At 40.7% G+C, this 26,410-nt stretch carries 12 protein-coding genes; all 12 read right to left on the bottom strand.

What is annotated here, in order from left to right:
• Positions 1-55: 55 nt before the first annotated feature.
• Entirely contained in the window at positions 56-343 is a 288-nt protein-coding gene (locus ACPUYX_RS11095; RefSeq protein WP_426379723.1) for a hypothetical protein, read from the bottom strand.
• A 177-nt stretch (positions 344-520) separates the two neighbouring features.
• Complete coding sequence (locus tag ACPUYX_RS11100) at positions 521-1,594, bottom strand: restriction endonuclease PLD domain-containing protein (RefSeq protein ID WP_426379724.1); 1,074 nt, start codon at positions 1,592-1,594, stop codon at positions 521-523.
• Between the two features lie 411 nt (positions 1,595-2,005).
• Positions 2,006-3,856, bottom strand: coding sequence for an ATP-binding protein (locus ACPUYX_RS11105; protein WP_426379725.1), 1,851 nt, complete (start codon positions 3,854-3,856; stop codon positions 2,006-2,008).
• A gap of 129 nt (positions 3,857-3,985) precedes the next feature.
• A complete protein-coding gene (locus ACPUYX_RS11110; RefSeq protein WP_426379726.1) occupies positions 3,986-5,125 on the bottom strand; it encodes a hypothetical protein in 1,140 nt (379 codons plus the stop codon).
• Between the two features lie 327 nt (positions 5,126-5,452).
• The gene (locus ACPUYX_RS11115; RefSeq protein WP_426379727.1) at positions 5,453-6,223 is read right to left on the bottom strand and encodes a hypothetical protein; all 771 of its coding nucleotides are present in this window, start codon (positions 6,221-6,223) and stop codon (positions 5,453-5,455) included.
• Between the two features lie 250 nt (positions 6,224-6,473).
• On the bottom strand, positions 6,474-8,570 hold the full coding sequence (locus ACPUYX_RS11120; RefSeq protein WP_426379728.1) for a UvrD-helicase domain-containing protein: 2,097 nt from the start codon (positions 8,568-8,570) through the stop codon (positions 6,474-6,476).
• Positions 8,567-14,914 carry a DEAD/DEAH box helicase gene (locus tag ACPUYX_RS11125; RefSeq protein WP_426379729.1) on the bottom strand — a complete coding sequence of 2,116 codons (6,348 nt, stop codon included), beginning with the start codon at positions 14,912-14,914 and terminating at the stop codon, positions 8,567-8,569. The genes ACPUYX_RS11120 and ACPUYX_RS11125 overlap by 4 nt, the downstream gene beginning before the upstream one ends.
• A 14-nt stretch (positions 14,915-14,928) precedes the next feature.
• Entirely contained in the window at positions 14,929-19,656 is a 4,728-nt protein-coding gene (locus ACPUYX_RS11130; protein WP_426379730.1) for an Eco57I restriction-modification methylase domain-containing protein, read from the bottom strand.
• Positions 19,657-19,658: 2 nt separating this feature from the next.
• Complete coding sequence (locus ACPUYX_RS11135) at positions 19,659-22,478, bottom strand: DEAD/DEAH box helicase (protein WP_426379731.1); 2,820 nt, start codon at positions 22,476-22,478, stop codon at positions 19,659-19,661.
• A 430-nt stretch (positions 22,479-22,908) separates the two neighbouring features.
• On the bottom strand, positions 22,909-23,658 hold the full coding sequence (locus ACPUYX_RS11140) for a DUF6339 family protein (protein WP_426379732.1): 750 nt from the start codon (positions 23,656-23,658) through the stop codon (positions 22,909-22,911).
• Positions 23,655-24,521: a hypothetical protein gene (locus ACPUYX_RS11145; protein WP_426379733.1), complete on the bottom strand. Its 867-nt coding sequence runs from the start codon at positions 24,519-24,521 to the stop codon at positions 23,655-23,657. The genes ACPUYX_RS11140 and ACPUYX_RS11145 overlap by 4 nt, the downstream gene beginning before the upstream one ends.
• On the bottom strand, positions 24,505-26,400 hold the full coding sequence (locus tag ACPUYX_RS11150; RefSeq protein ID WP_426379734.1) for a hypothetical protein: 1,896 nt from the start codon (positions 26,398-26,400) through the stop codon (positions 24,505-24,507). Before ACPUYX_RS11150 ends, ACPUYX_RS11145 begins: the two co-directional genes overlap by 17 nt.
• Between the last annotated feature and the right edge of the window lie 10 nt (positions 26,401-26,410).

Below are 26,410 nucleotides of genomic sequence, written 5' to 3' on the forward strand. Positions count from 1 at the left end.
GAACAAGTATTGACTTCCTTATAGATAAAAGCGCACTTTTCATATTATTATACACTTAAAGCTTCATACCTGCTTTTTGTCTCTCCTGAGCTTCAAGAATCATACTTCTATCATCCATTGAGATGTTAATTCTTACTATTTCAAAGTCATAGTATTTGGCTGCAAACGCCTTCCATGAGTTACCAAGAAGATAACGCTCAGCTTCCTCACCGCATACTGCAATATACTTTTTGTGAGGAACATTCAGTATATTCTCAGCAAGCTTTAACTTGAGGATATCGTTTGCAAGTTTTTCATAGTGTGCTGGTGCTAATTTCCCTATCCCGGCAAATACCTCAACCATAACCTTATACTCATTACTGTAGCCATCTATTTCAACACTTACAACACTATCAAGCATTATTCGCTTGGTTGGAGTGAGCCACATGGGATGCCTAAGTATGCTTCTAACCCATCTAATATGTGCTTTTCTGCAGTCATTTGTGCCTTACTATCTGATAAATGAGCCATAATACCCCCATTATTTTACTTCTTGTTCGATGATATTGATTAAATGGTGGGCAAAGGACTCGTTAAGTCTGATTTTATCGGCTCCAAAATTTAAAGCTCCGAGAGATTTACCCCCAACATATGTTAGTTCCTTGTCGTAACCATAAGATAATTGAGCACTTGAAAGCGTGTTATTGAATGATGACCAGCTTGAACTGTATTTAGGACTAAGGTTTTCGGAATCAACTGCCCATGGCCATCTAGTATTCTCATCAGGTAAAAGGAAAGGTTCATTCAAGACCCTGAAATATCCTAAAAGCTTAGTAGTACCTACACCATAACAAATAAGAATGTCTCCTGGGCGTACAGCATTAGGCTTACGCTTGGAAAAGTGCATTTCCTGAATTGTTTCACTCAATTTTCTCGATTCATCAAATGGATGGTCTGAGGAACCGACAGGTTTAAGGAAGTACCTAGTATCATCTGGGAAGTCAATTTGCTCTGTGCTTGATGCCTTTGGTATCTCTACCTTCAACTTGTCTTTTATGTGCCTTGTTACATCTAATTTAAGCTTTGGTTCTTGAATCGTTGGATTCTCTTTTGAGTAAACATCAATTGCCTTGACGATGGCTTCAACCTCCATGTAGGTGAGGGGAGTGGTACTCACTTTCATTAGGTCAATAATCAGATTCTGAAGCAAATCTGTCTCGTCAATTTCAATCCCCCATTCATGGCTATATTTCAAACCATTATCAGTGAAGTTGGCTGACGTAATTATGCCTTTTATTGGGCTACTATCCTTTAGAGCAATGTAAATCTTACCGTGAAGTTTGTTGTCAACTCTAACCTCAAAGTTGATGCTGTTTTGGACGCAGGAAGTACAAAACGAATATAGTGAATTAGCTTTTTTAAATAGGTCTGTAGAGTTGTCTATGATCGTCGTTATGAGTAAAATGCTTTTCACCCCTAACTTTGCTGCATCATGTACAAACTCATCGAAATCTTCAGTTAAGAAGGGGCTTGCTAGAATCATCTGGTCAGCTGTAGTGAGCATTGATTGGATGCTTTGATTGTGGTTGTTTTTTATGTTATCAATAATTCTCATTGTATACCTCCGGATATGCCTTGATACTAACAATTCAGAAAGAACCTTATATCTTAACTAGGTACAATGAGTTCAAGAACGACATTCTATCTGTGAACTGTTATTACGTCAGGTATGACCATTTGCTTTGATCTTTCTTTCAACTACTGAGAGTAATGCGCCCATTATTAAAGTTTGGCAATCGAAGTATCACTCGCATTATTAGCCTAAGCGTATATAAATAACTGAAATCTTGAATTGAAAAATTCCTTAAACCAACTTGCGTAATCCGCGCCAGGACGGCGCGGTCTTTGCGTCCTATTCCATTTAACGTATCGTGAGTTCCCGACGAATCCAACCTACAAGCATGATCCTGAAAGTGTCGGGGATTCGCTCTCATAAGCCGTTGAATGCTTCTTGAACAACTTAAAATTATGATATTCTTCTAGCAATTTCCCTTAACCAACCCTCAATTTCATTGATTGTATCGATTTGAGTTAACCTTTCATATGTCATTCTCGATGCAACTTCATCATTAAGTCGTTTCTTTACTTTACCTTCTTTTTTCTTTTGTTTTTCTGGATCAAGATCGTCCCAAGGCGTTCCTGTACTTGCAATTTGGTGTACCGTCTTAGCCAATATGCATGGAACATCATCAGTGTCCGTTAATGTAATAGGAAATCCATATACTTCTTGAATAGCATCAGGATGTAAATAATTTTCTAATTCACGTTTCATTGTTAAAAAACCTATGGAACCATCGCCTCTTGCATTTACTTCATCACATGCATGTTGATATTTTGGTGGAGTTTCTGTATCCCTATCGTAGATGTGGACTTCTGGTTTTTCCAATCCTTTAAGATAGTGGTTTTGAACCCAGTCTTTTAAGGTACTACCACCCAATGGAAGAATTGCAATTCTTGGATCAGATGCTATATCAGGAAGACTTTCGTCTACTTTATTAAGCATAGAACTTATATGCCTAAGAAATCGTACATCATGTGGTCCTTCCACGCATAAGAACATTTTGACTCTCTCATCTGGTAAAACGCCTAAATCATTTGCAATTTTTGCAAATAGTTCTTCATTTCCATAGCTAACAAAGGTTTGGTCTGAAGAATCTTTATCAAGATACCGTAAACTTTCAAGAGGAAGTAAACCCGCTAATCCCGGAACATGCGTAGTTAGAATAACTTGACAATTGTCATGTTCCGACAAGTCTCTTAAAGCTTCAACAAGCATCTTTTGATTTCTTGGATGTTGTGCGGTTTCCGGTTCTTCTATTGCATAAATTATACCTGGAGAATTGCTACTACTCTGTTTCCGTTCTACTTCTGCACGGAAAAAATTGAGTAGAATCAACCTTCTAACCCCACTGCCCCTTTTATTTACTGGAATCTGATCATCTCCTTCCAATGACAACTTAAACAAACTATCCCATTTAGGATCAGCCTTAAAATTAGGTGATAGTTCATTAGCCAAATCTGGATCCATCTCTCTAAGTTTGTCTAGAGTTCTTGTAGCAACCAATAAAGTTCTTTCTTTAACGACATCTTTAATATGCTTGAGTTCTGTTTCTACTGACTTAATTGCTTCAGAAATAGCTAACTTCATAGGATCTTGTATCTCCGCATCATCATCTTTACTTGGCCGATCTGCTTGAAAGAGAGCAAATGTGGGTAAATATTTGTTAAGACTTTCCCAAATAATCTTTGCATCTTCCTTGTTTAATGGTATCGAAATAATCTTTTCATCCAAATCAGCAGTATTTTTCCAAATTGCTTTACGAATATCAGTGTTACATCTTAAGTCAATATCTTTCGTGTCAATACCCATGTTTTTTATTTTTGTTTTAAGATCCGAATTTTTAGTAAGTAGAAGGTCGTTTACCCCTGCGGCAGTAGGGTGTTTTGCGATTGCAAATATACTCTCTTTAGGATTCTTATTCGAACAATCATAAATCTTATGTATTTCAAGAAATCCAGCTTCATTTAATAAATATTCAGCAGCTAATGTGGTTGTAGCGTTTGTATCGATCACCAAAGAATCTGGTAAGTCATCAAAAATGCAGCCTATTACTACTTTATACTCCCCACTATAGACACACGCATCTTGGCTATCAATTTTTACTATTGACGAATTATAAAAAATCTCTAGAGCTTCCAATATAGTAGATTTTCCAATGTCATTTCTGCCAATAAACGCAGTTAAGTTATTTATTGGAATTCTAACCTCATTCTTATACGACCGAAAGTTCTTTAAAATTACTTCCCTCAATCTCATAATATTCCATCCTCTCTATTCAATTTTCAGAATGACATATGTGTTTTCGTGTTCCCGAGCACTTTACTGCTTTCATATTGGCAGAGTCACGGGAACACATTGTTATGTACTGTCACGAAGCAGTATAATTCATGCCCATAACCCATCAATATTATCTATATCGCGAATATTAAATAATAAACGAATTATTATATCCCTTTCTTGATCGAATCTATAAATAGTAATGTTAGACATGAATTGTTCCTTTACGTTTAATGCTCGCTCCACTGTTAATGATTCATTATCAAAAATCCAATCACCAATTGACTTAGGAAGTCCAAAGCTAAGCGAATATGTTTCAGGATTAGTTAATGGCTTTATATTCCATTGGCGTTCAAGACCATCCTGTCTTGTCCAAGTAATTGAAACTTTATGTACTGGATTTTCATCACAATACCTCAAAAAGCTTTTGGGGTTGTGAGATCTAAGAAGTAATAAAAAAGGTCCATTTGACATACCGACAAAAAACTCTCCGAACCTCTCCATTTGATTAGTAATTAAATCATTAAACTCAGCTAGATTTGGTATTCTACTGTAGAGATAATCATTCTCTCGCTCAACTAAAGCTTGTCCTAACGGCCAAGTTCCAAGAACTGTTCGAATATGCATTCTTAATAATCTAATTAGGTTATGACTTTCTCTCCCACGAATATTTTCCTCTGGTTCATTCGAATCCGAATCCTCGTCTGATTCACTATTGTTACTTAAACTTGTTACCCTCAATTGTGTTAATATCCAATTAGCCAAATTATCTAATAAATCTCTCAAATCTAGAAAATCAGTCCCGCTTAAATCAACTAAAGAAATTTGATGGGCTAGTGCCATGTCAGCAGCTGTACTAGTAAAACCGGAAGTTGAAAATAGAGCATATCTGTAGGTGTAACGGGGGAGTATACCTTTTCCTTCTCTTACTGGAGAATAATTCTGATTAATATCATCTAGTACTCCAACAGCGTTACGAATCTCTCCAATTCCAGTTCTTACTGATCTACATTTTGCTTCAACAAAGAGTCTTAGTGGAAATGTGAAAGCAGGCACCCATTTCAATTGCCCTAGTACATCAACTTGGTGATCGGCACCTCTTCCCTTAACAACTAAGCCATTACCTCTTTTATCGAGTTCACGTTGGTCTTGGGATGGATCAACAAGCAAATTGTACCCTGTATTACGAATTAAATAAGCTAGTATTTCTTCCAGTAAGTATCCTTTAAGACTCTCACGACCAATCATTCTAATCCCTCCGATTATTAAAATATTTATTAGTTTTCGCAATTGCGCCTAACTGCTGAATTTGCAAATGTACTTTCGGGTAACTAGATACATTATGAGGATACTCGAAATTAATTCTCTCCAAGCATTCAACACTTTCTTGGATTATCCTCCTATTTTTGCAATAAAAGTTATAAAGTTACAAGAAAATGCAATCAAGCCTACCAACTATTAACTGATAGGCTTGATTGCATTATTAAACATACAAAAGAGCTTAATATTGATAATGACCGAGGAACCAGGATGGGCTACTTCTTCACTTAAAAGACCTTGCAATTATATTTAATTTTAAGCAATGTCAATAATCTTCTCTAAATAACTTTCCAGGAAATTATCCCTTAATGAAGGATGGTCTAATCTAATAGAAGCAAACACCCCAAATCGGGCATAATAAATAGCTACTTTATTAACGTTCATTCCTAATTTTTTAGCCATAGCAGCGTAACCAAAAACTTGAGCGAAATCGTCTCCTTTATAGCTCAATTTATTTCTGGATTTAAAATCAATTAGAATATCATCAACAATTAAATCTGCATCAGCCCCACCGACTTTTTTGCTGTACTCGGCGAACACTGGGCCAAGAATTGCCTTTTTCCATCGTGTAGTGTGCAAAAACGATTCAAATATTAGGCATAGGCTATAAACTTGTTCTATCATATCTGCATTGCTTAAAGTTTTATACTGACTAAAGTATGTTTTGCCAGTCTTTTCAAGGAAATACTCATCGGCAATTTGAATAGCTCGATTTCTGTAGACTTCATCTAGTCGGGCTAAGAAAATTGATCCTTCAATCATTGTTTTAAGATCGCTATTCCCATCAATGAACATTTCCCTTGTATTCTTGACCTTTTCAAACCTATCACTTAAATATTGTTTGATAAGTTCGTTTTCATGAGGATTCCTTATTATGTTCAATCCCGAAATTCTTTCCTTATCTATATCATCATTACCCATTGGAGAAAACTCCATAGACTCTGCGGCTCGCTGGAAACCACGCAATCCATATTCTGCAGCTAAAACCTTTTCTCTAATAACGTTGTCCCTGCCGAAGTATTTCAAAATAATACCCCTCGCTGCATAGTCAAAGGCGGTTCCGATTAAGCTGCATTCAAACGATTTTCCCAAGCTAGGCACTTTGATTGGGAAGTTTCGCTCGGATAATTTAATCACCATGTCATTCTGGTCAGTTAAAAAACCTTTTAAATTAGGGAACTCTCTTTTAAGCTCAGGATGTTTTTTAATTAACCTAGTTAAGGACATAATGATCTCTTCCCTTCGAACTCTCAATCTTTGTCACGTTAAACTAAACTCACACCAAAAACTCAGACGGAGTACCATAGCTTGTGATATACGCTGACTCTTGAGCACGTGTCAACGCAACATACAGTAGACACCTCTCAGCAGTTATCGCCTCATCCTCTGCAATCTGATCGGCGTAACTCGTTGTTACAGCCAACGGCACCACGCGCTTATTAACGGCTACGACAAAGACATGTTGGAATTCGAGCCCCTTAACACGATGCATTGTCGCCATGCGCACACCATCGATATTTCTATCATCAAGCTTGTTCCTATTAATTTCGTATGTTTTGATACCAGAGCGATTAAGCTGGACAATATAGTCTTCCAGTAAACGGTGCGTTCGCGCAACGATACAAATATTTTTAAGATCCACACCGCTCTCTCTCAATTGCTTTAACTGGGCAACTAGGAAGTCAAATTCTTCTGTTGCCGTCCTAAAGACCTCAACTTTCGGAATATCGCCATGAGTTAATGATTGACAGACCTTCCCATCATCATACTCTTCATCTAAATCATCAAAAGGAATTCCCTTGAGTAATCCAAAGGCGAACTTGCGAATTTCTTCCGTCGTACGGTAATTAATCTTAAGATAGCTGCTGCGGCCGCGAATATTAATTCCGCACTTGGACAGATTGGCTTTATTCTTATAGATGCGCTGGTGGGCATCGCCGACAATAAACAAATCATTGGGATGCTCAGCTCCCGCCAAGGCTCTCAAAAGACGAAAAGCATTCATGCTCAAGTCCTGTCCTTCATCAACGATAACTGAAACATAACGTGGAATTCCGGCCGATTTTTCAAGAATCTTCCGGCACTCATACATAGCCGTTTCCACATCACGGAGTTGTCTTTCTTTCATAATGTTTTGATATTCTTCGAAGACATGCCAAACCTGAAGGCGCTTTTTGCGATCCAGACGAGTGCCTCGGCCCAAGCGGGAAGCTTTCATATAAAGTTCTAAGGAAAAAGCTTCTTGGGCATTGACTACTTTGGACCATTCTTCAGGAAAAAAGCCTACAGGTAAATCCGTTTCTTCGCCAGATGAGATGACGGCCTCTTCCCAAACTTCGCTCAATAATCCATCGTAGGCAATGGAAAACGAGTAGCCTTGTTCGCGAAGGAATTGCGCTACCCAGGCGTCAACGTGGATTACTTCAATATGCTTTTGTTCCTCGACGGTACAAATCTTCCGTAAATTTTCTTTGATATCGCCTGCCAGATTTGCCGTAAATGTCGTAAAGAGCAGCTTGTCCTTGCCCCTTAACTGTCCGGCAAGCATTTTAGCCCGGTGCATAGCCACGACGGTCTTACCGGTTCCTGCCCCGCCAAGCACACGCGCTGCACCGGAATACCTCTTCTCGACAATTTTGCGCTGAGTCGGATGCAAAAAGATGCGCCACTTTTCCAAGGGCTCGGCCATCATTCGGCGCAGTTCCTCTTCCCCTTCGACAACGACGAAGGTCTTTTGGCTGCGAACATTTTGTAAAGCTGCCGCAAAATCATTGTTCTGCGGAACGTTTTGTTCTTCGCTTGCCAGCAACTCGATTACTTCTTGAACAGCGAATCCATTAGCAACCCATTCCAAACCTTCATAAGCATCTTCGGGGATGCTGCCCTTGGCTTCAAATAATTCTTCAGCAGAATTAATTGCCCATATGATACCTAGCTGATCTTGAGGAACACCTAACGCCAGTAGTTCACTGTCGGTAACATGGGCAAACATGCCAGGGCTTGCGGTTTTAGGTAGTTCAACAGTTTCAACTTGTTGAATATCAAACACTTGTACATTACCGGTCTGCGGATTGATTTCACATTTCTTCCGCTTAGCCCAAGCATAGGCGTCATCATGATGATCAACCCAAAGCAGCAGATATACGCCGCTTTCCTCTTGACGAACGATAATCCCACGATAGGTATCATCTATCCGAACCGAGCACATTTTTTTGTCAGCAGCATCGTGAATCTTCTCATAATGGATACTGGGCAACTTGGGGTTATTGCGGAACTTATTGATGAATTCTGTAACTTTTCCTTGTGTTTGACGCGGCAAAGCAGCAAACGCAGTAAAGAAATCAGACGATATAGCAACTACATTTTGGTTCATCGTTCAGTCCCTCCTTGAAACATTTCCACCGATAAGGAATCATTGGTTGTAAATACAGTCCAGCCGTTTTCTTCAAAGGTTTCTTTATGATCCACTTGATCCGCTAGCAGAAAAGCAATTTTCTCATTTTCCCAGGCTAGTTCGCACTCAGCGATGATGGCCCCTTTCGAATTTGTCAGCTCGTAGCCAACCATCGATGGGGCGGAAACCCCCAGTACTATCAGCTTGCTGGCACATTCTTTGGCTTCATCTTCAAATATTTGTGTCATTACCTCTGCCCAGGCCTCATTTGCTACATTGTCCTGATTTACCTCTGCTGATTCACTCTGAACGGTCGCAGGTATTTGGTTATAAATCATCTGATTCATTCCGCTTACAGAAACAGCAGCAAAACTCTCTAAGAACTGCATCATATTGAAAAACTGCCAGAAACCGTTCCATTCTGCTTCATATTTATCGGTTCTATTCTCTTGGATATCATGTAACAGTGCACAAACGGTTACTGCCGCCTTCGATTTATACTTTTGCAACTCAGACATAGATATTCCCGCCAAAATGTTCAGATGGGAATTGGTTGTTCTCGGGCTCCATTTCCCAAACATAGTATCCGTCAATTCAAAACTGGAACTCCTCATGTCGAGGATTTCGATAATCGGTTCAATAAGATATTTCCAATCGGCAAAGACGATACTGTTATTTACATTTCGGCGATCAAGGAGTGACAATGCATAAGCCTTGGCATGGACTGCAAATATTCGTTCCGCATCTGGATTTTCTAAATACTGTACCAAGAGCTCAAAGGCGCTCTCTTTATCCGGATGTAAGTTCTGTGCATTCCCTTTCTCAACTGTTTGTCTATAAACTTGCAGACCAGATGGCATCTTTTCTGGAATAAGTGTTTCGGTAGCGTAATCACCCTGTATACGAAAAACGCTTTGAACATCTTTCCAGCTCAAAGACCAAACCCGGAATTTGCTACTGCGGCGAATTGCTTCACGCTTAAGGGTATCATCCGCAACTTTATCCTTGTGATAGATAAATCCATCAGTATAGATGGCAACCGGTCTTTGGCCACCGGACGATCTGACCGGCCACAAAACAAAGTCTGCTCGGGACTGAACACTTACACCGTATTGAGCATCAAGCAGCACTTGTGGCTCAATTTCCCACAAACAATCTCCAATCTTTAAGCGGTATCCTTCTTTGTTGTTATTGACGAGCTCCTTTGTAATTTTGAGCTCCCTATTATTGTTGCGCATCTGCTCTAGGGCTTCAATAAACCTGCGTTCCAGCTCGCTTTCAAATAGGGAATTTACAGGAATATTAGCAAGCTTAGGTATTTCCTCAATATTGCCTTTTCCACTCAAGATAAGTTTCAACAAGCGAATAGCGGTTACACGAGATATTTGACCGATATTTTGACTTTGCCGGTATGCATATAAACAGTGATAGCATCCATCCTTTTGGTCATCATCTTTGCAACTACAATTTTCCAAGACGGACAAGGCTTTTTCAAAAATCTCGATTAACGCGTTATCTCTCTGCAATAACTGCTTCAAATAACCGGTGCCACCCGGCACAGAATCATAAATCACCAGATACTGCTTGCGATAATCAGCATCCGCAACCGGAACCTCGCTCAAGCAGGCCCGTAGGTGATCGACATTACCAAAATACTGCTTCATACCTAGCATAAAAGCTGCTGTAAAGGATTCTAGCCGCACTCTGGAGGAGTCCATTGTCGTAGCCGGGACAAGAATTCGCAGGGCTTCGGTAACAAATTCACGATATAGGAAAAGATACTCTTCACAAGGGTCAGCATTAGCCGGTTGTTCCTTTTTAGCCCGACAGGTAAACGTGTGCTCCGGCTTACCCTTATCGGGCTGAATTTTCCCGCAGTACTTGCAAATCTTAAATCCTCTTCTTATATCCTCAACACCGGATACCATGAGTTTTTCGCCGACGATATCACTCTCACCAAAGTTGATTTCACGCAAGGTTGCTTTCTTGACAAACTCGTAACCGAAAGCGAACTCTTCGTTGTCCATGCGATAGGCCTTGGTGATATCCTCGTTTTCGTTGACGTCAACCAACATTTGCTTACAATAAAACATCGAATTTCTGTCTTCACTTTCATCACTGATCAGACTTTTCGTGTAATCCATGTTGGAATAGACCATCTGAACCTTGAGCATGGTACGAACCTGACCGGAGTCAGCCCAGGCGGGAGTACCACACTGCGGACATGATGCCACATTTTTACCGGCTTCTTCGATTTGGGCATGGGAACAATTGGGGCACAATCGCCACTTAGCAGCTTGCGCCGTCGTAAGATCCACCTGGTTAATCGTCAATTTGCGGCCATCGACATAGAAATTGTTTGAGGGTGCAAATTCACTGATCGCTGAGGAGGCGGAACGACTATATTCATAAACCATTTTCTGATATTTGCGTTTCTTGCCTTCAGCAGGCACTTCAGTATCGCTGTCATTTTTTCTATATAATATCGCCTTCAGGATAATTCCCGCTTCAGGAAAAGCATAGTTAGGCAACAACCCTTCATCAGAAAGGAAGTTAAAGACATCTCTGTTGTTTAAGTTGCGAACAACATTTAATAAGGCCATTCGCTCATTCTTGAGCTCCTTGATTTCTTCGTCAAAGGATTTGTCTCTCGGCTTGCTTTCAATCTCTTTGATCATGTCTTTGAGTTGCTTGATGCTAAGCGAAAGAGCATCTCTTTGCTTTTTTAAGTTTTCAAATGCCTCATAAATTTTCATATGCATAGGACTATCTGTCAGTCGATTACCTTGGGCAAATCTCTGCAGTTCAGCAATGGAGCTTTCGTCTAGGTTATGAGCAAACATCTGGATAAAGGTACGGAGTAAACCCGACAGATTATTTTGGACAAACATCAAGAAGTTAAAGGGAAAAATATCTATAGGCCGGCTGCTTAGTTTAGACAAACAAATACCCACGTGTTTTGGAATAGACCTCTCCTGCACTCCGCGCTTGATCCAACAATCCATACAATATGCTACAAACTGCCTTTCCAAAACTGCCGAGGCCTGCAAAAATATCTTGGGCGGTTCAACTGCTCCAGACAACATCTCTAAGGGGTCGGCATAGAAATAGAGATCATGGGGACGAGCATTAGCTACGGCCATAGTTAAGGCATTGCCATCTTTCCGGCCGGCTCGACCGGCTCTTTGTAGAAATTGGGCTTGAGCCGGAGGGATACTACAAAGCACTACGGTTGAAAGATCGCCGATATCGATCCCCATTTCTAAAGTAGGTGTACAGGATAACAAGTTGGTATCCCAAGGCAGTTTCTCGGTGATACTGCGTTTGAAGACACGCTCCAGTTCTTCCCGGTCATCCCGTTCCAACAGTCCGGTATGTTCCTTGGCCATGACACGTTCCATATCTCCGCTGCTGTACAGCTTACCATAATAGCCAAGGGAAGCTTGTTCATTGAGGTGAACGTGACCGCAGCACTTACTTATTAGACAGGGTGCTCCTTCCCAGATAGTAGAATTTTCTTCTGTGGTTGAGAGCATACTGCCACACTCATCACAAACAAATTGTTTGACTTGTGTAGAGATCATTGCTTTTTGCTTGTCAAGTGCCCAAACTGTGTATCCCTGGGGTGAGGGCATAGGGACTACGATTCCTATTTTAATTAACTCTTCCAAGATGATTTTTGCCATTGCATCGAATACTTCTTCACCGACGAAAAATTCATCGCTGCAGGCTTGAATCCAGTCGGTGTATCTGGTATTGGAAACTAAGTCAAAGGTAAACAGGCGCTTTCCTTTAGCAGTTGGCTCATAAATAAAGCGCGGTGTATTACGCCCAGATTGACCAGGCAGCCATTTTTCTTTATCGTTGGATATGAGATAGCTCTTGCCATCATAATTGGTAAAAGCATTAAAGATGGAATCATTGAAGGCACCTTTCGAACGCATAATATGCAAGAAGCCGATAACCATACGTTCAAAAGCGATATCCTCTGTTTTATGGAGTGCACCCAGTTCGTTAATTACCCGTTCTTGGACCGCAGCTGCAACCAGAGTAACTGTTTCGCTGTCAAATCCGATTACGGAACAACCCGATTTCTCCAGAGTTCTGCCGGTACGGCTGCTCAGGCCATATTCCAACATAATTTCATATTTCAAGCGATTCCCGATATCTGTAAGTAACTTTTTATCCTCTCTGTCTGAACCAAACTTCTGGTCATCTTTCATTTTTTCATAAGCCCGCATCCAGGTCATATTGGGGGCGATAAATAAACTTACAAATTGTTCATCGGTTAATCGGCGGCTCCAGTACTCAACGAACTTCGCAGAGAATTCTGCTAAGGACAAGCCATCCCCCTCTTCCAGGGCGAAGCACTGAATAGCATTACGCAAGCCGAATTTCCAGGTGCGTGAATTAAAGAATCCTGCTCGGTGGGCGGCATCCTGAACATTATCCGAGAAGGCCAAGGTCTTCTTGTCGTCATTAAACTTAGAAGCAAACATTTGAGAGACGCTGGCACTGATTAAGGTGGCACTGCGCAAACCGATGATGGATAAGCCATGAGTGCTGCCACAGAAGGGACAGACATAATTTTTGTTATTCTTAAATCCAGATGTACCCATATTCGTCGGAAAGACGATAGGAATCGTGTCAGTTCCACAGGAAGAACACTTTTCTTTGGCCCCATCACCGGGATCAAAATACAAGCAATTAGGGCAAAGTCGTGCCGGGGTCATTTGAAAAGGAATGTTATCATGGCGAAGAGGAAATAACATTCTTATTTTTGAGTCCTGTTTAAAGTACAAGTTATAGAAGGTATTTAGATCAGTCATCTTTAGATTGCCGCGCTCATTGGCTATCGATACCCAGCCGGTTTCACCGCAGTCACGGCAGTTTACGACAGGCAGGTATTGTTTAATCTGCTGGTCGTTGAGATCTGAGGCCAGGGCATAGGTGATATCATCCGCCGAAACCTTGGCTAGTAAACGTCGGAGTTCGCGCGTCCAGATCTGAACCTGGACAGTCAGAAAGGGGCGAAGCTTACCCACTGAGCCGGTTCTGGCATGGGATATCAGGGCAAAGAGAGCATCTAAGGCTCCCTGTGGATTTTTTAGTTCAGATAACTGAGGAAACCTCGTTTTTAGGACCTCACAAATTTGGTAGGACTGAATATAGCTGTCCCTAAGATACTCAAGCAGGCTATGGGTAAAGCTATGAACCATCAGTTGTTCCCCTAAAGCCAGTCGAGCTTTATCAGATTTGATATCATCGGCGACAAAAGTATCGTCAAACCAACTTTGCGCTGCAGCCGTAAGATAATCTGTTTGTTCACCTGCCTCGATGCAGGTACTTAGCAAGAAGACTTGTTCCTCAGTCGGTACGGTAAAATCAAGCATTTCATGTCCGGCAAAGAACTCACTGGGCGAGAGCCTGTCCTCCGTAATGACAGCATCGTCCTCAAATGGTTCACCAAACACGTCGCCGGCGTAGGTTCGAATACTTTCAGCACTATCTTTAGCACCCATTGTAGCAGATGTGCCTATGCAGCACAGATAGCCGGAAGGTGTAAATAAGCGGGCCTTAAGTCGGCGGAGCAGGCAGGCTAGATCAGTACCCTGCGCTCCGTCAAAGGTATGCAGCTCATCCACCGCGATATACTTTAAGGTTTCCGGATTGTTTTCCTGCCAAAGGGCGGCATCCTTAGGGCGTACCAGCAGATAGTCCAGCATTTTATAGTTGGTTAGCAAGATATCCGGCGGCTTAGAAAGCATGGTTTCATGATCAGTAATAATCTGATCCTCACTCATCACCCTGCTGGGGACTTTTTCATGACCACCGACATACATTCCGGCGGTCACATTGCCCCTCAACTCAGGGCTGTTGTAGATCAGTTCGGCGATACGCTTAGCCTGGTCGGAGGCCAGGGCATTCATGGGGTAGATAATCATCGCTTTAATACCGTTCTCTCCGCGATGGCGATAACAATATTCAAGGATAGGATAAAGAAAACATTCAGTCTTACCTGAACCGGTTCCCGTGGCTATAAGAGTGGAGAGACCATCCTCACCCGTTAACCGCTCAAAGGCTCTTTGCTGGTGCACATAAGGTTTGTACTGCGGATGAATTGACTCAAACAGATCGGGCATTTCATCTGCAACGCGAAACGGCAAGCGCACAGAAACATAGGGCTCGTGAAAGACAGAGTCCTTCGCGACCAGCATTTTCTCAAGTGACCCCTGAAAAAATGGATTGGTCATCGGAAATGTGGCTTTAATATAGTCTGCAAGCCCTTGCTGCAATTGTCCGGCAAGTATTGATGGTAACATCGTATCCACTCCTGTTATTTATCCTTAAATCTCTCCTCGAAAAACGCCCAGGCTGTTTCGTAGTCTTGTTCACGATCGCAGCGGTCGAACGGTGCAACGTACTCTATGGTGCGTTCGATTGGCCCACCCGGCATGGTGTCATCGGTGATGGTGCGAGTAAATGTGCCGCTCTTGGCATCCTTTATTTCGTTCCATTCGGGACGTGAGAAACCGACATTGGTCAAGCTGCGGTTGTTGGTAAAAACAATACGCCCGTTACGGTCATACCAGGTGTCGGCTTCGTAGGACTGAAGTACTGGGAACTGGATGCGATAGATAGTTTTTAATTGATCAAGGGTCATGCCTAGCGCTATTGCCGTAAGTACATCGATTTCCACAAGTGCTTGGCGGCGTTCGTATTCGGTTCGTAAAGGGGTGTGCCATGTCCATTTAGAGGTAAGAGCTGTGAAACGCTCATTACGGAGACGGGTGTCAGTTTTTGACCATGTTTTAAATACAAATTTGTCATCCCAACAGCTATGCCACAAATCGCTATAGTTAGTTGTTAAACAGTTTAACATCAACGCTAATAATATAATACGAGAACTAAACGGATCATTTATCATAGGAAAATTCGAAACAGTTTCAAAATACAAATCAGACCTGCCTGTCGTTTTAATGAAGCTATCAAATAGCAATGACGACATCATACCCTCAATTAACGTTAATAAATTTTTGTCCTTACAAGCCATTCCAAAAATAGTATGTATGTGACCTGTGTTTTGAGGAACAAGAGTACTGATAAGTGTTCGTTCACCACTCTGATTGAGCATACGACGAGCCAATATCTTATATTCGCTATGATACTTTGTACCCCAAGGCGTAGAAGGGATACGTTTAACATACTCCGTTACTTCATTTAATGGTGAATAGTTGCATCTTTGCAAGTAATCTTCCGTAACAGTAGATATATCAATGCTATCGTAATCGCTGTTTAACCTACAAATGCTACGTGATATTTTGAAGAGCGGATTAGCTACTCCAATATGAGGTCCAGAATATATTGTGTCTAGCCTAGATTCGGGAAAATGAACATTGCGCAATATTGTGCGATCATTTTGAGCACTTGTCTCATTCCACATTTGTGAAGTATATATCTCATTGTCAATTTCCCCGATAGTTTTCTTTTGTTTAGCTAAACATGATAGAACTTCCAATAACTGCTTAGCATGTAGAACTGGCAATCTTGCTTGTTTCCAATTATCACTTCCATCAAATAATTTTGCAAAAAGCAACAACTCATTTTTGCCAATTTTTAGAACCCGATCCGGATGACCTTTTACGTTCCAGTTGTTATCTTTGTCCTTGATACCCGGAACAGCACCTTGAATTGACTCATCATAGCACTGCTCGATTGTGATTACATCAAACAGATTTGCTATAGTATCAAATGTAGAACATAGTTCATTACAATACACATTTAAGCTAAAACCCATGTGGTGATCAACTTCTGAAAAGAGTTTAAGTTCATTCGTAAATTGGAAATGCTTACGTAAGCGGGGGTACAATTCCTCTCTTAATATACCGCCTCTAGGATCATCATACACTCCATCAGGGTGTACAAACGCAGAAAGGCCAGATCTTCTTAAGAACTGCCACGCTTGAGGAAGAAAACACTTAAACAGATTTGTCTGTTGCCCCTTTAAACTCTGATAGTTCTGTACGGCGTTCAAGAAGTTTTGCGTACCAGATATTGATTCATATTCAATAAAATACAAAGCACGAGTACCCCAGACAGATAATGCTGTGCTACGATTCTGAGTTGTTTGATTCGCGGTAAAATTTTTTACAGCAAACATAGGATGCCTATCAGATAGCACAGCCTGTTCATTCCATTCCATCTTAATCCAAGGCGGATTTCCAATCACTAAATCAAACCCTCCGCGTTCCTCAAACAGGTCAGCAAATTCCAGTTCCCAATGCATAAACTTATTTACAGCCGCAATTTTACTTACCAACTGTAGGCGTGGATTGCGATCGCACAGTGCAGCAAGATCCACTTTTGGCAGGTCATCATACAAAGCCAGCACTTTTTGGGCCATATAATCTATCTCAGTGGTGGGAAAAAAGGATAATTGCATATCTCGCTTATTTGTTACCGATACAACGCCACCCTCTAGAATGAGCGACATATCGAAAAGGAACTCACTTCGGGACGGTAGCATGTATGCCTCATCAATCGGCCAGAACCAGAGAGCGCACCAATAGTCCATAGCAAACTTGAGCCGCGCATATGGCCCCGCATTATTCATTTCTTCAGACTTATACAAGCGCTTATAGATCAAGTCTTTCTCACGAATTGTTGTGTGAGAGGAAGGTATTTCCTCAACATACCCATAGACTGATAAGGCATCTGCAGTCTGCGCGCTCACAGTTTTGCGCAGCTCAACCTGCTTTGCCCATAGGTTATCAATAACCGCAGAAAGGCGTAAAAGTGTCTGAATATCCTCATCACTATAAGCGCTTACAAAACGACGATTCCAGTCTTTTATTGCCTCGATTTGATCTTGGGCAAGGCTTTTGATTACCTTATCAGTATAATTTGCCATGCCAGGATCACCCATCAAGAAATGATAAACCTGCTTTTTAGGCATACGCTTTTTACCCGGCAAAATGCGTTCAGGAGCATTGCTGTGCCAAACGCCAGGCGCGCGAGTAGCGCTGAGTTGTTCAATTCGATAACACTGCTTCCTAGCACCGATAAGGGAATTACCATTCACCAATTGAGTGCCAAACCAGGGTACATAAGCTCCTTTATAAATCGTATTGAGCCAGAGAGATACTTCGGCCAGTTCCACAGCAATTGGATTCAAGTCAATGCCATAGACATTGCGGTCGGCGATATACATTTTGACACGTTGAAGTTCTTCAAAGCGATTTTCCGAAGGAATTGTTTCTCCCAGCTCTTTTTGCTTTTTATCTAAATAGGCTTCGGCCAATTGGTTAATTGCTTCATTCAAGAAGGCAGCACTGCCCATAGCAGGCTCACAAATAGTGAGTTTTAAAATCTCATCAGCTGTTTTTCCTTCCAACAGTTCCTTCAGAGCATACTTAACTAAGCACTTCGTAAGCACCTCAGGTGTATAATAAGAAGCTGATTTCTCACGCTCACGTCCGGCAAGGCGATAGATAAAAGTGCCTTTTTCATATTTTCTCAGTTTGCCTTTATTTTCACCCGAGTCGTAGTAGACGCGTTCTTCTTCGGTATAGTTATCCAACTCCCGCTCCGGTACGAAATAGCCAACATCCAGCTCGTCGAAATGATCACGCTCACGCTTGACTTCGTATAACATTTCTTCCGCAATAAATCCTCGATAAGAAAGCAGTGCTTCGTACACAGCGCCCATTTGATTGATGCCAAGGGCGGCATACGAAATGCGCCCACGACGATCATTCCTGCGCCCACTCGGCCTTGTGATACTCATAAGGTCTATAATTTTCAGCATTATTCGATTGCGTAGCTTGGCTGAAGTAATCAGGGGCGTATATTCCGGATCAAATATATGAGCCTTCAAAGGATCTATGACAAATACATCATGAAGGGATTCCCGGCCGGCTAATTCCTTAAAGGTTGCTTCATTTCCTGGATAACCTTCATAAATAAGTTCATATAACTTGGCTAAGGTCATGTGGAGGTAATAGCCTTCCCCCACCTCACTAATCTCTTCCCGGATGTTATCAGCGATGTCCCGCAAACTCTCAAAGGAATAGCCCTGCACATACGCCTGGGCCTTCATTGGCGCATAACCCAGCTCGGGCCGGGCTTCGATGAACAGCACAAAGAGCATGCGATACATGTAGCGCAGACACTCGACGGTCAGTTGGGCAGGATTGACTGGCTCTGCATCCAAGTTTCTGCCTAGTCGATGGGCCAGGTCGTAGAGCACCTCGTTACCCAGCAGCTCTATTGACTCTCTTAAGGCATACTTCAAATCTTGCGATACGCCGGAGGAGTGTCGGTTCGAGTTTTCCTCCAGCTTGTCCAGCAGCGAGGTGCCGACTTGCGGGCATAGGCTCTCTTTATGCAGTAGAACTGTCATGGCTTGAAAGGTTGTCTCTTCGCGGCGACTGAAAATTTCTTCAAGATCAAATTGAAGGTAACGCTTGGTGTTCCACTTATTACGGTCAATCAAAGCAATTTGATTCAAACCGATAAATATAATCCACCGTGGTGGCTCTGCTACCGCAAACAGGATTTTCGAAGCGAGTTCTTCGTTATCAATGGTTGTGATGGTGACATCATCACTATTGTCATCGATCAGATCGGTCGCATGGAAACAATATCCTTGCATGATATTCGCGTCCCGCTCCGAGGTATGGGCCAGCATCACCCAGAGAAGCGGGGCACCGTTGGGCTTTTTGATCTCCCGATATACGGGCGCATAAACACCCTCAGCCACTTCGACAGATAATGGAGCTAAAGTCGGGAAACCTAATGATTCGAGATATTGATCAGCCATATCACGAATCATCGGAAATACTTGGTTATCTCCACGTGTACGGAGGTATTTTTCATGGATGCTGTAATACTGCCTACTATTTTCACGCAGTAGTGACCAAGGGGTACGGATTTCTTCCGACTCCTTCGCCCGGCTTCGCCAGGCACTAATCGTTTCCTGGGCGTTCTCTTCGAATATGGAGGCAAAATAGTGGTTTGTATAGTATTCGTTGTAGTTATTGATTCCGGTTAAATCCATGCTCATACTTACACCCCCATCAATACGGCAACAATCCGCAGATAGGGATTGTTTTCGATTTCAAGTGTATCCTTCACCCAGTCGGTAAAATTGATGAAAATTTGCTCCACTTTGCGCTCCTGTTCGCTCTTTTTCCGCTCGCTTTCAAAAAGAGAAAGCTGATAATCTTTATGCCTGGCCTCAAGCTCAATCAGTTTATCAATTTCTTCATTGATCTGTGGTCCAATCACTTGACGATAGTTTGCGCAATATCCTTCCAGTACTTTTTTAGCCTCTTGCACGGCAGACGGTAACAAAGCTTCCGCATCATTTATGCTCTGGGTCGGAACATCATTACGGTTAGGGACGTCCTTGCGACCAAAGCCGGTTTTAGATATGACTTGCTCCATGCTGAGTTCCTCAGCAAATTTTCCGTAAAGGAAACGCAGACCAAACCACTCGTCCACAACAGGTGTGGATTTGCGGTTAGGAATCGTCCCGGCAACAATGAAAATATACTCCGATGTCGCCATTGTTTGAGGAATACCGATAAGCGGAGTTTCACTGCGCCCAAATAGCAATCCTGCCTTGTCATTGACCCAATCAAAAATCGGGTGAAGCGGCCAGAGGTATTGTGTTGCCGGCCAGGCAGTTTCCGACATATTGTTCTGCATGCTGCGTTTCATTTCGTCCATACAGAAGGATTTATCCGGGCTAAGGCGCAAATAGTCCGTACTTGGCATTGCTTCTTCAGGGAGCAGCGCTGCTAAGCGCCTCTTTAAATCCGGGGTGATTTCTATTTCCACACCTTCTACAGTTTGGAGATTCTGAACCGGGTGGCGCTCTGTCTGGGTAAAATAGGTCATGGCGCTGCGCAGATAATCGATATCCCTATACAGAGTATCGTCGTTATGGACTTCGGCCGGAGCCTCACTCTCTGCTGCACCCATCATTAAGAGTTCAAAGGGATCAAAATCCTCAAAAGAATCATCGATTTGCTCGCCGAATTCTTCTGGGCTTAGCTCCTTTTCTATAGCTTCAGCGGTAACAAGTTCTTCTTCTTCGACATTGAATTTTCCAAAGAGCAAGGTCGGGTCGCCGATGTTTTTGTAGGCCTCCTCTTCTTTGCGGACAAGGATCTCCATGATCCGCATATCACCCCTGATTTTTTCATTGGTGCTGCTAATCATAAAATAACGAATGTCCGGTTGCTCGTGTTGGCCATAGCGGTCAATGCGTCCGTTTCTTTGCTGAAATACCATCAGAGACCAGGGAATATCAAAATGAATTAAGCGGTGACTCAGGTAGTGCAGATTAATCCCTTCTGCCGCAACATCAGAGGCTACTAAGATGCGGATAGGTGATTCCTCACGGCCAAAATCTTCAACAATTTTTTGCTGCTCGCTGTCACTCATTCCACCGTAAATTTCTCGGACCGTATGCTCGTTTAAGTTAAGATCCTTGCGTAATTGCGCTGTTAGGAAACGCATGGTTTCAATGCGTTCGGTAAAGATTACGAGCCGGTCATTGCTTTTTTTAACGCTCCAACCGTATTGTTCGCTGTTCAGCAGTTTTAGCAACTGATGATAGCGCGAAAAAGATGCTGGTTCGATTTTTTCCAGAGCTGCCTTTAACTCTTCAAGTTTCGCGATATCACCAATATCGTCGGTGCTATATTTCTTCTTCAGTTTTCTCAACCGTTCCTCGATGCTTTTAATGCAGGCTGCCGGACTGGAAAACATCGCTTTTTCCAGGCTAGTTTTAAAGAGCTGCCCGGCAACATGATGTTTACTTGCATCCATTTCCAGTTTCATATTGGTGAACAAATCAAAGGCGTATTCTTCTGCTGCAGAAGCAGGACATTTTTCTATGCTAACTCGTCTTTCTTTAAACGCACCTTGGACCTGATCTTTGATATCCTTTTTGAAGCGGCGAATGCACAGACCTTTAATATCTTCTTTATGATAGTCATGGGGATTGGCAATCGCCGTGGGATCTAACATGTTCATCAGGGAGGCAAAGCTCTCCGATCGACCATCGTGAGGCGTTGCTGAAAGCATAATTAACGTATCGGAACGCCCAGATAGTAATTGGGCAAGCCTTGAGCGTTGTGCCTGACGACTACCTCGTTCGGCGACATTGTGCGCCTCGTCAATAACAATAATATCCCACCAGGAATTTTCTAGATGAGTTCTGTATTCAATATCTCGTTTCAGCGTATCAATTGAAACGATGGTTTTGTCATAATAAAAGAAGGGGTTATAATTTGACGGCAGTTGAGCACGTATCTTCTGAATCTTATTGGAATCAAGACGCACTAAGGGAATGGTGAAACGGTTCCACATTTCTTTTTGGAACTGAGTCATCATGCTTTTAACCGTAATAACCAGAATTCGCTTGCCCTTACCCCTGGCAATCAACTCAGACATCAAAATGCCCGCTTCCAGGGTTTTACCTAAGCCAACTGTGTCAGCAATCAAAATGCGCTGCCTTGGCCTACGCAAAGAGATCTGAGCCGGTTCCAGTTGGAAATTCATTAAATCCATCGCTGCACGGTTGCCGATATGGAGCGCCGAATCCGTGGGGATTTTCTGCCTCCATTGACTTTCTATGTACAGACGTGATTTTCTAAAAAACGGAGAATCGTCGATAACCAGCTTCACTTTTGAGGGATCGACAGGCTCAATATCTTCAAGATCCGTCAAAAACATTGCCTGATGATCTTTTACTAATTTCGATATACCAATGCAGTGGATTGTCTTTTTGTCCAGGCTGTTAGTCTCGACTTTCTTGACCATCCACTCTTCATCACGGATGATTACTCTCATTCCGGGAGAAAACTCTATCATGAACAATACCTCTTTTTATAAAAATTATGACCTTAGAAGGTAATAAAGTAATAATGGAAATTAATATACTATTTCCCCAGACCATTTCGCTGATAGACTAATTTCATTCTCTATTTCAGGATCAATTTAACTACATTATATCATTATTCACGGACAAGTTTCTGAACGTTTTAGCCCTCTTATATCGCCCTTCCAAACCAAATGAATTACCCATGCCACTAACTCTCGTTTGACATCAACTATTTTTACGTAGTTGATGTCAAACAAAGTTAAATAACGTTAAGCGACGAGTAGGGTTCACTGATAGATATACCACACCTAATAAAAAACCACTTTCTATTACTAGTGTCATAACTTTTTATAAGGTACAACTACTGCGCAAGTAATTATTATTTTAGCAGTATTGTTAAACGTATTAGGTAATTAGCCATTATCTTTGATTATCACTCAATAAAGCTGTTATTCTTTTGATAAGCTTTTCTGAAAGTTCTTCTTCTTCAAAGTAATCTAAGATGTAGGTTCCACCTAAAACATTTAGATATTTTGTGGATTCAATAAACACCTCACGACTAATAACAAATCCTTCATGTTCAAGTTTTATTAGTGAAGATAATAGAGATCTAACGATTTTTGGATTATTAGAAAAATTGCTAGAAAATAAAATCCTAATCTTGGTCGCAAAATCATGTTTTAAATATTCAGTTAATTCAAAAGGATTTTTTCTTTTTATATCATATGTTAATTTACCGATCCACCATAATTTTGCGAGAGTGTTTGTTATTAAGGATCTTTTCTTGTACTGGGAGAAAAAATAATGATTTAATATATCTTTGTCTGAAGGCTGTTTTTTACTAGTTGACCATCTATATCTTAAATAATCCCAAAAAATACTATGTTCCAATCCTGACCATAATCTTTCGTCAGTTGCATCCGTTTCAGAGATATTTGACATTGCGGGATAGATAATTTTTATATTTTCAATATCACTTTCTTCTGGCTTTTCATAAGTCATGCTAAGTTTAAAATCATTGACTTCTTTTTTGTATTCAATAAAAGGATTCTCACCGTTAAAAAAGTTGATTATCCAGTCATTAGTGATGTTAGAGTAATTACGAAGATTAGTTTTTATATTTCCCTTTAAAGTTTCTAATGCTTCTTCTTTTAAGAAATAAAGTTTCAATCCTCCTCTTCCTCCGTTCCAAAATTTAATATAGATTTTAAGCCCCTGCTAATTGGCAGTGCTAGCAACTTCTGTGCTAATTCATATGAGGGTTTGTTTTCCAGAGTTTCTTGATTTAATTTAATATTGGATTTACTTAATGCTTTTTCTATTGCTTTAAACCAATGATACATTTCATACTCGTCTGTACCGGAACGTCTTAATGTTTCAAATGTATATATTAGGGCAGGCAAAATTAGTGCTGCATGTAACAAGGCTTGAAAAGTTGGAACCGCCGCTACATTCTTGTAATTATAGAATTCTTCATTACACAAAAATAGTTTAATTTTATCACCATCTATTTCTATTTGCATTCCTAAATCATCATTCGAATCTCGTCTAAGAATGGAGAATACAGAGTTTGTTTTAGCAAGATCATTTATCTCTTTTGTAATATCAATGTTAACCTGATTGGCAATTGCTAAAATACCACCACGTTTTATATGAAAAGTCATTTTTCCATAATCTTCATTAAAAGAGTCACTTCTAAAACTACCGAGATCATCTTTTGCGACAATAAAAGTACATATGCTAACTCTACCATTTAATTTACTTTCAGGTATTCGTTTTTCGACTTCTGTTTCTGAGGTTTTTACAATAGTTCGATAAGAGGTTTGCGGACATTCAATATGAAACACGTAATCAGCTTTATTATGCGTTATTAAGTGAAGTAACTCGGAATCATCCAATAAAACACTCAAATTAAGAACAAGATCGCTAATATCTTTTATTACGTTTATCTCAGATATAAATCTAGAATTTAAATAATCGTCGGAAAATGGACTTAATACAGGATAGGGAAAGTATTTATAGCGTATGTCCATATAGCCTCACCTCCAACGAGCAATTCTCTAGATAATTTAAAATAAACATGAAATGGCATTTTTGTTTTGCAAGCATGTTATTTATAAATATCTTACCTTTAGAGCATTTTAACGGTACTGAATTTGGGCTCAGATTAGCAGATTTAATTTCAGCTTCAATATTATTTTGCTCTCCTGAAAGGCTAATTTTTATAAATCCATTCTTTATACTTTTTTCTGGCATTATAACTAACTTATATTCATTTGAAATTTCGTTAGTTAAGAACAGGCGAACAGATGCTATTCCAATTTCCATATATTTTTTTATTTCAGTTTCGCTTTCATCATTTTTATTAGCGGAAACAGTTGTTCCGATTCCACCACTAGATGAATTCGGGGCCCCCGTGGGTTTTCTACCAACTTCATCAGCGCTGTCATCCTCAGAGAAGTCGCCGGCGGCAGCTACTTCCTCATCTTCCGTGATATCAAAAATTTTCGCATTTGCTTTTGAAGAAACACTATCAACCATTTTAACCGTAATATCTTTTACCCTATCGGTAATTGTTTCATCAAAATTACTATCATTCTGACTTTCTATAGAAGCATCATTATCTGGTAAAAATTCTCCAACTCCTTCTGCATCCATCATATCAGTTGAATCACCTTTACCTAAATCGTGAATTTTTTCTTTAATAAGCCTAAATAATTCAGTACGAATCCTTTTAGCTGCTTTTCTATCAGGATGTCTATCTGGTTCCCAAGCATCATGTTGCGGCGATTCCATATCCCTAAAAAACTGGTTAACTTTTTCACCCTTCAATGTGAGTACTGCTGCAAACTGAATGGTGCTGGATATATTCTGCTTATCAAATATTTTCATCCCAGTACTTCTGGAAATTAAAACTTTTCTGTGCAAATTTGGTGCAATTAATATTTTCAATTCTATTTCACCAAGGTTAAAGAAATTTTCATTTACAATATGGCTTTCTTGAGAAGTTAATACTTGATAATAGTTATACGCATATTTGGCACTATCTTTATATTGATTAATAATTAAAGGTAATGTATTTTTGGAAATTTCAATATCATCTATTCTAACTATTAAACTTTCATCGTAAATAGATAATAAAAAGCCTTCTAAAACAGATGCTATCATTTCCTTTTTCCAATTGTTATCTTCCATAAAACCTAGGATGTAAATATCAGTTCCTGTCTCTTGTTTTCGATTATAAGTATCGTCAATACTTAATACTGTGTTTAACGCTGTGTTTCGTTCCACTTCTCCATAATATCCAATACCTTGTGTTATTTCTCCCATTGCATCTTTAAATGACACAAGCCTTGAAACCCCTTGAGTGGCAATTATACCTTCAATATCGTAGGTACTATAGAATAATGTTCTAATTTCTGAACATGCAAATGGCGCAGATTTTCCAATACCATAGCTTCCGCCCGCCGAACCGTTCTTATCGGATACACCCGATGATTTAACTAGACTTTGCCAAGGAGTAATCTCATACTCTTTATCTGAACCGGCTAGTCCTATCGTATTAAAATCGCTAATTCTCAGTGAACATATCTTCTCTTGATTTATAATGCTACAGCTATTTCGAAAAAAATCCATAGCCTTTTTATTATTACGTTCTTTCCAAAAAGCAAGGCATCTCTCCAAAGCATCCAGTAATTGTTCATATCCTGGTACATTATAATTATCAACGTAGATTTTTTTGAATTCAACCGTAACTGGCTCGCTTTGATTTAATTTAGCATCAAGAGAGTTCTGGCAAATTTCACGCGCCAAAAAACTATAGCGTGCCCCTCTAAATGTTTCTATTCCAGACTCGCTTACTCCCATTAATTGTCCAAAATTGTTAGACGGGAAATTCCAACCAATAGTCAATGCTTTCACC

The sequence above is a fragment of the Desulfosporosinus sp. SYSU MS00001 genome (assembly GCF_049943955.1).
In the GTDB taxonomy this organism is placed as follows: domain Bacteria; phylum Bacillota; class Desulfitobacteriia; order Desulfitobacteriales; family Desulfitobacteriaceae; genus Desulfosporosinus.

Coding starts and splice junctions, on each gene's coding strand:
- ACPUYX_RS11095 (WP_426379723.1), bottom strand. CDS start 343: ATGGTTGAGGTATTTGCCGGGATAGGGAAATTAGCACCAGCACACTAT.
- ACPUYX_RS11100 (WP_426379724.1), bottom strand. CDS start 1,594: ATGAGAATTATTGATAACATAAAAAACAACCACAATCAAAGCATCCAA.
- ACPUYX_RS11105 (WP_426379725.1), bottom strand. CDS start 3,856: ATGAGATTGAGGGAAGTAATTTTAAAGAACTTTCGGTCGTATAAGAAT.
- ACPUYX_RS11110 (WP_426379726.1), bottom strand. CDS start 5,125: ATGATTGGTCGTGAGAGTCTTAAAGGATACTTACTGGAAGAAATACTA.
- ACPUYX_RS11120 (WP_426379728.1), bottom strand. CDS start 8,570: ATGAACCAAAATGTAGTTGCTATATCGTCTGATTTCTTTACTGCGTTT.
- ACPUYX_RS11125 (WP_426379729.1), bottom strand. CDS start 14,914: ATGTTACCATCAATACTTGCCGGACAATTGCAGCAAGGGCTTGCAGAC.
- ACPUYX_RS11130 (WP_426379730.1), bottom strand. CDS start 19,656: ATGAGCATGGATTTAACCGGAATCAATAACTACAACGAATACTATACA.
- ACPUYX_RS11135 (WP_426379731.1), bottom strand. CDS start 22,478: ATGATAGAGTTTTCTCCCGGAATGAGAGTAATCATCCGTGATGAAGAG.
- ACPUYX_RS11145 (WP_426379733.1), bottom strand. CDS start 24,521: ATGGACATACGCTATAAATACTTTCCCTATCCTGTATTAAGTCCATTT.